Source organism: Comamonas sp. B-9 (assembly GCF_000410635.1).
Taxonomy (GTDB): Bacteria; Pseudomonadota; Gammaproteobacteria; order Burkholderiales; family Burkholderiaceae_C; genus Comamonas.
In genome coordinates, this window is record NZ_KE148574.1 from 3108 (window position 1) to 12053 (window position 8946).

General features: G+C 65.2%; 9 protein-coding genes. 2 read left to right on the forward strand and 7 right to left on the reverse strand.

Going from position 1 to position 8946, the window contains the following annotated elements:
• The 7 genes from wecB to H928_RS0112680 form a co-directional block, all read right to left on the reverse strand.
• The coding region (wecB, locus tag H928_RS27530) for a non-hydrolyzing UDP-N-acetylglucosamine 2-epimerase (RefSeq protein ID WP_204366311.1) at nt 1-1035 on the reverse strand (1035 nt) is incomplete at its 3' end.
• Entirely contained in the window at nt 1032-2921 is a 1890-nt protein-coding gene (locus H928_RS30125) for a hypothetical protein (RefSeq protein WP_021026846.1), read from the reverse strand. The genes H928_RS30125 and wecB, both read right to left, overlap by 4 nt.
• A 10-nt stretch (nt 2922-2931) precedes the next feature.
• On the reverse strand, nt 2932-3933 hold the full coding sequence (locus H928_RS0112665) for a hypothetical protein (protein ID WP_021026847.1): 1002 nt from the start codon (nt 3931-3933) through the stop codon (nt 2932-2934).
• Nucleotides 3930-4883 (reverse strand): polymer-forming cytoskeletal protein, encoded by a 954-nt coding sequence (locus H928_RS0112670; RefSeq protein ID WP_021026848.1) that lies wholly within the window; start codon nt 4881-4883, stop codon nt 3930-3932. Before H928_RS0112670 ends, H928_RS0112665 begins: the two co-directional genes overlap by 4 nt.
• Nucleotides 4880-6334, reverse strand: coding sequence for a glycosyltransferase family 2 protein (locus H928_RS27540; protein ID WP_021026849.1), 1455 nt, complete (start codon nt 6332-6334; stop codon nt 4880-4882). The genes H928_RS0112670 and H928_RS27540 overlap by 4 nt, the downstream gene beginning before the upstream one ends.
• A 49-nt stretch (nt 6335-6383) precedes the next feature.
• Entirely contained in the window at nt 6384-6746 is a 363-nt protein-coding gene (locus H928_RS31565) for a hypothetical protein (protein WP_148293150.1), read from the reverse strand.
• A gap of 121 nt (nt 6747-6867) precedes the next feature.
• Entirely contained in the window at nt 6868-7635 is a 768-nt protein-coding gene (locus tag H928_RS0112680) for an enoyl-CoA hydratase (RefSeq protein ID WP_021026850.1), read from the reverse strand.
• A gap of 349 nt (nt 7636-7984) precedes the next feature.
• Between H928_RS0112680 and H928_RS0112685 the strand changes: the two genes are divergently transcribed.
• Both H928_RS0112685 and H928_RS27545 read left to right on the forward strand, forming a co-directional pair.
• Nucleotides 7985-8437, forward strand: a complete 453-nt coding sequence (locus H928_RS0112685) for a YjfI family protein (protein ID WP_239644952.1) — start codon at nt 7985-7987, stop codon at nt 8435-8437.
• Nucleotides 8438-8477: 40 nt separating this feature from the next.
• Nucleotides 8478-8946, forward strand: a 469-nt coding sequence (locus tag H928_RS27545) for a PspA/IM30 family protein (RefSeq protein ID WP_239644953.1), incomplete at its 3' end; no start/stop codon positions are given.

Genomic DNA, 8946 nt, shown 5'->3' on the forward strand with positions numbered 1-8946 from the left:
GCCTCGGTGCCCACCAGCAGGCCGGCGCCGCAGGTGATGACTTCCGGGCGCTCGGTCACATCGCGCATCACCAGCAGTGGCTTTTGCAGCGACAGGCCTTCTTCCTTCCTGGATGCCGCCCGAATCGGTCAGCAGCAGCTGGGCCGCGTCCATGATCTCGACCATGGGCGCATAGTCCAGCGGGGCCGTCAGGCGCCAGCGGCTCTGCACCTCGGCAGCACTGGTGGCATGCACGCTGCGCACCACGTCCTGCACCAGCGGGTTCAGGTGCACCGGCCAGATCACGGCGGCATCGGGGTGTTGCTCGAGCAGGCGGGCCACCGACCGGGCAATCTCCACCATGGGCTCGCCCCAGTTCTCGCGCCGGTGCGCGGTCACCAGCACCAGCTGGCGCAGGCCGCTGTCGACAAACCACTGGTAGTCCGGGTTGGCCACCGGCTGGCCGGCAGCGCGCTGCTGGCGCACATGGCGCGCGGCCAGCAGCACGGCATCGACGACGGTGTTGCCGACCACCGCGATCTCACCGGGCACGTTTTCCTTCTCCAGGTTCTCGCGGGCCTGGCCGGTGGGCGCAAAGTGCCATTGGCTCACGCGGCCGATCAGGCTGCGGTTGATCTCTTCGGGGAAGGGCTCGGAGATGCGGCCCGAGCGCAGGCCGGCCTCGACATGGCCGACGGGGATCTGCAGGTAGGCGGCCGCGAGCGCGCCCATGGCGGCGCTGCTGGTGTCGCCATGCACCAGTGCCACGGCGGGTTGGAGGCTGGCCAGGGTGCTGCCGATGGCCGACATCAGCTCGCTCGACAGCGCCGGCAGGGTGGCGACCTCGCGCTTGAGGCGGATCACCTCCTGGGGGGCGATGCCGAAGAATTCATACAGCGGCCAGGCCATCTCCTCGTGCTGGCCGGTGTGCAGCACATGGGTGGTGATGCCGCGCTGGCGCAGTGCCAGCACCACCGGGGCCATCTTGATGATCTCGGGCCGGGTGCCCATGATGGCGGCCACGCAGAAGGGGGAGGAGGGGTGGGAGGAGCTCATGGTTGGCGATGCAGTTCAAGGCTGAGGTCTTTGCCGTCCTGCACGCGGACCAGCCAGGCGTCGTCGGTGGCTTGCACCTGGGCCTGCCCGGCGCGCACGCGCACGGCATCGTATTTTTTCTTGGGCACGGTCCAGGTCATCGTGGCCAGGGACTGGGCGTGGCTGGCGCTGAGCAGGTCGTTGTCGCCCTCGGCCGTGATGGACCACTGCACCTGGTTGCGCCGGCTGAGGAAGTCGGCCGCCTCGCCCATCGAGATGAACTGGCATTGATGGCGGTCCGCACAGGCCTGCACGCTGTCGATGTAGGCCTTCACGGCGGGCAGGTAGTCCACCGCGCCAATCGGGTGGAAATAGCTCAGGCGGATGCTGCGGGTGTGCTCGATAAAGCCCGCGACCTGCTGCAGCCACTGGCCGAACTCGGCAACCGGTATCTTCTGGAACGAGGCCTCTTCGGCCGACGCGACCTGGCCATAGGTCAGCACCGGGAAGGCCCAGGACTGGTCGACCTGGCGCGATCCCAGCCACAGCCGCGTGGGCGGCATGCCGACGTTGGCCACCGTGTAATAGGCCTGCACGCCATGCTCGGCCATCCAGTCATAGGTCCACAGCGGGGTGTTGCCATTGGGGGCCGAGTATTCCTTGGGCTGCAGGCCCTGGTTGGCCTTGGTGACCGAGGCATTGTTCAGATCGAGAAACGGCATGAAATCGTCGGCGTTGTCGTCGGAGGCGTTGTTGCCGAAATAGTTGTGGATCCAGCCGCCATGGTTGCCGATGGTGTGGCCCTGGTTGAGCAGCTTCTGGATCATCTGCTGGGCGTCTTCGTTGTAGTCCAGGTCCATGCCCAGGCCGTCGCCCGGCTTGTTCACATCGGGGCCGGCGGTGAAGTGCAGGGACTGGTGGCCGTGGTCAAAAACACCGGCGTCCTGCAACTCGTGCAAAAAGCCGATGGCCCGGCCGTCGTCGTTGTGCCAGTTCAGCACCAGCGCGCCCATGCCATCGGGTGAGGCCAGCAGTTGCGGCTGCTGCACCAGCTGCTGGGCAAAGTAGCCCAGAAAGCCGTGCAGAAAAATACCGTCGGTGCGCTGCAGCAAATAGGTCAGCGGCAGGTTGATGAACATCGCCTGGCCCTTGCCCCAGCGGTTGACGCTGGCCACCACATCGCCATTGCTAGATTGCAGCAGGATGCGTGCGCCCTGGGGGCGGTCGGTCTTGAGCACGGTAAAGCGCTGCGAATCCTTGGTGTAGCCGGCGATGAAGCTGGGAAAGCCCGGTTCATCGACCGCCAGCTCCTCGGGGTCGATCGCGGTGAGCTTGGCAGCGGCCTTGGCATCGAGGTAGCGCCCTGGCGGTATGCCCAGCAGCTCCATCGTGGCGGGCGCGCCCCGGATCTCTTCATAGTCGGACAGCTGGTCCTTGTAGGTGTCGTAGTCGCCATAGCGCACACCCAGCATCTGCGACAGGCGCGATGTGCCTTTGCTGTAGTAGCCACGCTCGTCCAGCATGCCGCCGTCCTGCACCACCATGGCCTTGCCGCCAGCCTGCACCACGTCGATCAGGGTCTGCACTGCCGCGTCCGAGATATTGCGGTGGAAGGTATCGGGCAGGATCACCGCCTGCTGCGCAGCGGGGGCGCCATAGTGGATGCCGCGCATCCATTCGCTGATCGCCAGCGGCTTGAGCAGCACGCCGCGCTCGCGCGCCGCCTCGCTCCAGATCTGGACCTGGGGCGCATTGGCGGGCAGGCCATCGGGAACCAGCAAGCTGATGGTGGCGTAGTGCTGGCTGGCCTGCAGGCTGCGCGACTGGTGCCAGCCAATGACGGCGAGCAGGCACAGCACCACTGCGGTGGCGGCCAGCCATTTCTTCCAGCGCAAGAGCTTGTTCATGGTGTCAGCCTCAAGGGTTGGCAGCCGGGGCGGGCGCGGGCATCGTGGCCATTGCAAAAGGGCACTGGGTGCTGATGCCCGTGTGCGCCAGTGCGTGGTCAATCATTGCATCGAGCACCGTCCAGCCCACCGTGGGCTGGAAGGGCCGCAGCGATGCACGCCAGCAGGCGGCCTGGATCGGTGCGGTTTGGCGCATTTTCCATGCAACCAGGCCCCATGCATAGTGGTCTTCGCTGCGCGAGAGCCAGGCGCTGCCATGCTGGGCCAGCCACTGGGCGGTGGCGCGGTCCGATTCGGCGCGCGAAATAACGCCGGTCTGCCACAGGTAGGCGCTGGCCAGGGTGTGGGGATAAAAGCGTGGCTGGTCGTATTCGGGCAAGGCCGGTTTCCAGTCGCTGCCGCTGCGAAAACGCCGGTTGATGGCCGCTGCCAGCTGCCTGGAGGCGGGGCCGGCCTGCGCCCCTTCGGCCACGCGCAGCGCCTCGTAGACCTCGATGTTGTCCATCAGGTAGTAAAGCTCGGTGTCCAGCAAGGCTTTGTAGAGCTGGTTCTTGGGGTTGCGCAGGCGCGCGAGCAGCTGTTGGCTGCGTGCAACGGCTTGCTGGGCGGCGGCCTGCTGGCCCGGCTCCAGCCATTGCTTGTGCTGCGCCTGGTGCAGCATCTCGATCGTGGTGGCGGCCATGGAGTCGTCGGCATCGGCACCCATGCAGCTGCGCCAGGCCTTGTCGGCCGTGGGGCAAAAGCGGTCAAAGCCGCCATCCTGGCGCTGGCGCGGCAGCAGCCAGGCCAGCCACTGCTGCAGCTCGGCCTGCAGTGGCACATCCGCCTGCAGCGCGATGGTGAAGCCCTTGTTGATGAAGTAAGGATCCACTACCTGGCCGCCCAAGGTGGTGTAGTAGGCGCCATCGCCCGTCGCAAAGGCGGCCAGCGCCGGGGGCTCGGCTGGCTGCGCTGCGCCCGCCAGCTGCCAGGCCATGGCCGCCGAGGCGATCCAGAGATTGCGTGTTTTCATAGCACCACCTGTCCGGAACGTACGGCAGCCATACTGCCATAGACCCGCACACTGGCGTGCAAGGCAATGGTCCAGGCCGAGACACTGCTGGGGCAGTCCTTGTCGCCCACCTGGCTGTCGGGGCCCAGCTGCAGGCGCTTGCCGGCGCACAAGGGCCCTTCGACATAGTTGTTGCCCTTGGTCTGCAGGTCGCCCTGCACGAACACCGCGCCCTGCACACAGGCGCTCTGGGCCAGCACGGCATTGCCATGCACCTTGATATGGCCCACGACCACGGACATCTCTTCCATCAGCAGGTTGCCGGTGACCACCAGGCCGCCGCGCACAATGGTGCCGGCGGGAATGCGCAGGTCGCCTTCATGGCGCCGCTGCAGCGTCGTCAGCGGCATGCCGGTGCCCAGCTCGGGCAGCGGGAACTGCAGCGAGCGCTTGAGGGGCCAGGTAAAGATGCAGGCGGCCGAGAGGCGCAAAAAGCGCGCACCGGGCGACAGCACGATATGGCGCTCGGCGCTGGTCAGGCGGGCCAGCTGGGCCGGGCCCAGGCAGTGGATGCTCTTGGCATGCAGCACGCGCTGCACCACGCTGTTGGCCTGCAGCTCGACGACGTCGCTGGAGACAAGGCTGCGCAGCTGCGATCTGAAGCCGATCACGACCGGTACCTCGGTCCGGGCCATCAGGCGCGATTGGCCACGGGGCACCATCAGGCGCCCCTGGTCATCGTGCTGCCATTGGGCCACGCGGGGCATGGCCTCGAGCAGATCGAGCTGCTCGGCCATGCGCTGGGCGGTGTAGTCCGTGCGGCCGTTGTCCAGCGGATCGATGGCCAGCGCATCGGCATCGCTGCGCGAATACAGCTCGCGCAGCGCCGGCAGCAGCGGCAACAGGAAGACCAGGGCGGTCACGGTCAGCCACATGCTGCCAAACAGCAGGGGGTGGACGGGGGCGGTCATACACGTGCTTCAGGCAGGGCGGAGGGGGAGACGGCGGCGGCGGGGGCAGCAGCGGGCGCCTGGCGGTAGCGCACGGTCTTGTCCCATTTGAACTGGCGCTTGAACAGCTTGTCGAGCAGCAGCCCGTCGATCGTGGCCTTGGAAACCGCCACCATGCTGACGACAAAGCCCGTCAGCAGCAGCGGCAAGAGGCGCAGGCGGCGCTGGTGGCCGTCGAGGTGCACGGCAGCGGCCACTTCAAAGAAGGCGGCGAAGTTGCCCACGCAGGCAAAACCGGTGGCGATCAGCAGCATCAGCAAGGCAATGTTCACATTGGCGCCGATGCCGTAGCCGGTCACCGTCAGCACCAGGGCCAGCAGCCAGCCCACCAGCAAGATGGGCGACATCAGGAACACGCCCAAAAGTGCCACGCCGTCGACACGCTCCATCCAGCGCAGGCCCTTGCGGGTCAGCATCTCGGTGCCCAGCTTGGTCATCACCTGGTTGTGGCCCTTGGCCCAGCGGCTGATCTGGCGAAAACGCACGGCCCAGCTCTCAGGCACTTCCTCGTAGCATTCGGCGTAGCCCAGGTAGGCGGTTTGCCAGCCCTTGAGCAGCAGGCGGTAGGTCAGGTCGGTGTCCTCGGCCAGCACCTCGGGGGTCCAGCCGCCCACATCCTGCAGCGCGCTCAGGCGAATGCCGCCCACGGTGCCGCCGTACTGCGCCACCGCACCCATGTTGAAGCGGGCCTGCTGGTCGACCTGGTAGCCGCCGGAGCGCTCCAGATCCAGCAGGCGGGTGAGCAGGTTCACGCCGGCGTTCTGCGGCACGACGCGGCCCATGACGGCGCCCACCTCGGGGTCGAGGAAGGGGGCGACGAGCTGCTTGATGATTTTCTTGCCCGGCAGGTAGTCGGCATCGAACACCACGATCAGCTCGGACTCGCCCCGGGCCTGGACGATGGCGGTGGCATCGGCCAGCGCCGCGGCCTTGCCTGGAGGGCCTTCCTGGCGGTGGAACAGCTGCAGACGGCCAGGGTGGCGGTCGGCATAGCTGTCGATGATCTGGCGCGTGCCATCGGTCGAGCGGTCATTGACCGGCATGATCGTCAGGCGATCGCGCGGGTAGTCCACATCCAGGAGCGCCTCGATGCAGCCCGAGATCACGGCCTCTTCGTTGTGCGCTGCAATAAAGACGGTGATGTGCGGCCAGTGCGCCTGCTCGATGCCGGCATACAGCGGGCGCTGGCGTGCGAACAGGCGGTTGAGCGTGAACGCGTAGTGGCGGAAGGTGTAGAGCGCCTCCAGCAGCACCACCACCAGCAGAGCGGCCAGGCACAGGCCCAACCCCCAGGTGGCCCAGCTGGCCTGGTAAGGCCGCAGTGGCTGGGCATGGGCCAGCACAGGCAAAAGGCCCAGGAACGCTGCGCAGAGGGCAGGGGCCTGAAAGGAGGGGGCGGAGCGCTTGGGCATGGTGATTGATAGAAAAAAATTCTCACGACTTGTGATTCGATTATATCAATCACCACAAACGCATGAATAGTGTTTCAACAAGTATCCGAGTAAAAAGTAAGTATTTATTAACGATAAAGGGAATAAATATCAACGATTTGCCAAAATAGGGCACTGAGCAGGTTACAAATTGATGCTTGATTTGGAAGCCTTTTTTAACGATCAAATGTAAAAAATGCTGCGGCGCATCAAAATTTTCTGTTTCTGGATGATGCTTTTTCTTGGTGGTGTGTTGCCAATCCCATAGAAAAATGACAAGAGATGGCTGGGGCTTGGCAACCACACTGCGCCGTGCAACAAGGGGCCAGCGCTGGGCATATGCCATCCGGGCGCGATGGGGCATCACCCCTGCGCAGACGGCATGGGCGATCAAGGGGGCGGTAGGGAGAGAAACGGGCCCCGGTTGCGGAGCCCCGGCATCAGCAGGTGATGCCGCCTGCTAGCAAAGCGCAGATAGGCTTGCCCGCTCAAGCGCAGGCAGGCTCGCCCCTGTATCAGTGCTGGCCAAAGCGGGCCATATAGGCCTGGGGCTCACCGGTCTTGAAGGCGTTAGCAAATTCCTGCACGCTGTCTTCGATGGCCTGGTCGAGCGATTGCTTTTCCCAGGCGCGCAGCATGCGTTTTTGCTGGCGCAGCGCCTGCGGGCCGTAGCCGGCCAGCTTGTTGGCCATGTGCTCCACCTCGTCGTCTAGCCGCTGGGGCGGCACCACCTGGTCGAGCAGGCCCCACTGCAGCGCCTGCGCGGCATCGATGTTGTCGCCGGTCAGCAGCAGCCACTGCGTGCGCGCCGCGCCAATCAGCCGGGGCAGCATCGCGGCATGGATCACCGAGGGGATGCCGACCTGGACCTCGGGCATGCCGCACTGCACGCGGTTGCTGGCAATGCGGATATCGCAGGCGCAGGCCAGCTCCAGCCCGCCGCCCAGCGTCCAGCCCGGCAGGCGGGCAATCACCGGCGTGGGGAACTGGCGCGCGGCTTCGCAGACGCGGCGCAGCCGGGTGATGAAGGCAGCGGCATTGTCGGGCGTAAGCGCGCGCATTTCCTTGATATCAGCGCCCGCGACAAAGGCCTTGTCGCCGGTGCCGCGCAGCACCAGCACGCGGATGCGGCTGTCCTGCGCCAGCGTATCGAATGCCTGGGCCAGCGCTTCGAGCACCGGTGACGACAGGATATTGAGGCTGCCGGCATGGCGAATCGTCAAGGTGGCGACGCCGTTGTCTTGCAAGGCAGCGTGGGCATGGTGCAGGTCGATCAAAAGCATCTGGCCATTGTGAAGATGCCACAGGATGGGGCCGGTCCCCACAGAGACAAAACACGGTGACAGCCCGAGAAATAGCCCTGCAGTGCTATGATTTCAAAGGAGAATTTACATGTTGAAACTATTACATGTACACATCACATGTAATGGCTGTTATCGTCATCCCATGGACCAAAAAACATCTGCCCACTACCAGCGACTGCACCGCCAACGGCTGCGGGAGCAGGGTTTGGTGAAAAAAGAGGTCTGGGTACTTCCAGAGTACAGCGCGGCCCTGCACCTGCTCGAAAAGCAGATGCGCCAGCCGCAGGCACAACCGGGTTCATTGACCATCTACCGACAGGAGGGGAGCATGGAAAGCAGCAAGCACCATTACCGCAGCATTCAGGCGCTGGCCGACGAGCTGGGCGCATCGGCGCTGGCCCGCGAGGGCAAGTTGCAGATAGAGCTACTGGAGGGGGCCGAGACCAGTGTGCTGGTCACCCTGTCCGATTTTGGCGATCTGCCCGTGCATGTGGCCCTGTCGGGTGAGCAATTGGTGGTCGAGGCCTTTTTGTGGCCCGCCAACCAGGTGCGCGATGGCGCCGGCCTCAATGCACAGATCCTGCGCCTGCAAAAGCTGTTCCCGTTCACGACGATGGCGCTGGAGCCGCTGACCCGGGGCGGTGAGGGCTATGTGATGTTTGCCGCCATGCGCGCCAACAGCAGCACGGACGACATCCTGGCCGAGATCCTGATCCTGGCCGACAGCGTGATCCAGGCCACCGAGGCGCTGGCCCCCTATCTGACCCTGGCGCAGGTCTGAGCGCAGTCCGTCCCCGACCCCACAGTACAAGGAGAGCATCATGACCGTATGGAACAAGCTGGTGACTGCGCTGCGCGGCGCCGCGCACGAGGCGGGTGAAGCCGTCACTGACAGCCAGGCGCTGCGCATCCTGGACCAGGAAATCCGCGATGCCGACAATGACCTGAACAGCTCCAAGGAAGCGCTGGCCGAGATCATGGCCAAGCAAAAGCTGTCCGCCGGCAAGCTGCAGACCACGCAAGCCAAGATTGCCGAGTACGAAGGCTATGCGATGAAGGCGCTGGAGACCCAGGACGAGGCGCTGGCACTGGAAGTCGCCGGCAAGGTCGCCCTGCTCGAAACCCAGCGTGATGAGGAAGAGGCCCAGCTGGGCGCCTTCACCCAGAGCGTGGAGCAGCTGCGCACGGCAATCCAGACCGCGCAGTCCAATATCAAGCGGCTCAAGCAGCAGGCCGACACCGTCAAGGCCACCGAGAGTGTGCAGCGCGCCCAGGCCACGGTGGCGGGCC

Coding starts and splice junctions, on each gene's coding strand:
- H928_RS27540 (WP_021026849.1), bottom strand. CDS start 6,334: ATGCCCAAGCGCTCCGCCCCCTCCTTTCAGGCCCCTGCCCTCTGCGCA.
- H928_RS0112665 (WP_021026847.1), bottom strand. CDS start 3,933: ATGAAAACACGCAATCTCTGGATCGCCTCGGCGGCCATGGCCTGGCAG.
- H928_RS0112680 (WP_021026850.1), bottom strand. CDS start 7,635: ATGCTTTTGATCGACCTGCACCATGCCCACGCTGCCTTGCAAGACAAC.
- H928_RS0112685 (WP_239644952.1), top strand. CDS start 7,985: ATGGAAAGCAGCAAGCACCATTACCGCAGCATTCAGGCGCTGGCCGAC.
- H928_RS0112670 (WP_021026848.1), bottom strand. CDS start 4,883: ATGACCGCCCCCGTCCACCCCCTGCTGTTTGGCAGCATGTGGCTGACC.
- H928_RS30125 (WP_021026846.1), bottom strand. CDS start 2,921: ATGAACAAGCTCTTGCGCTGGAAGAAATGGCTGGCCGCCACCGCAGTG.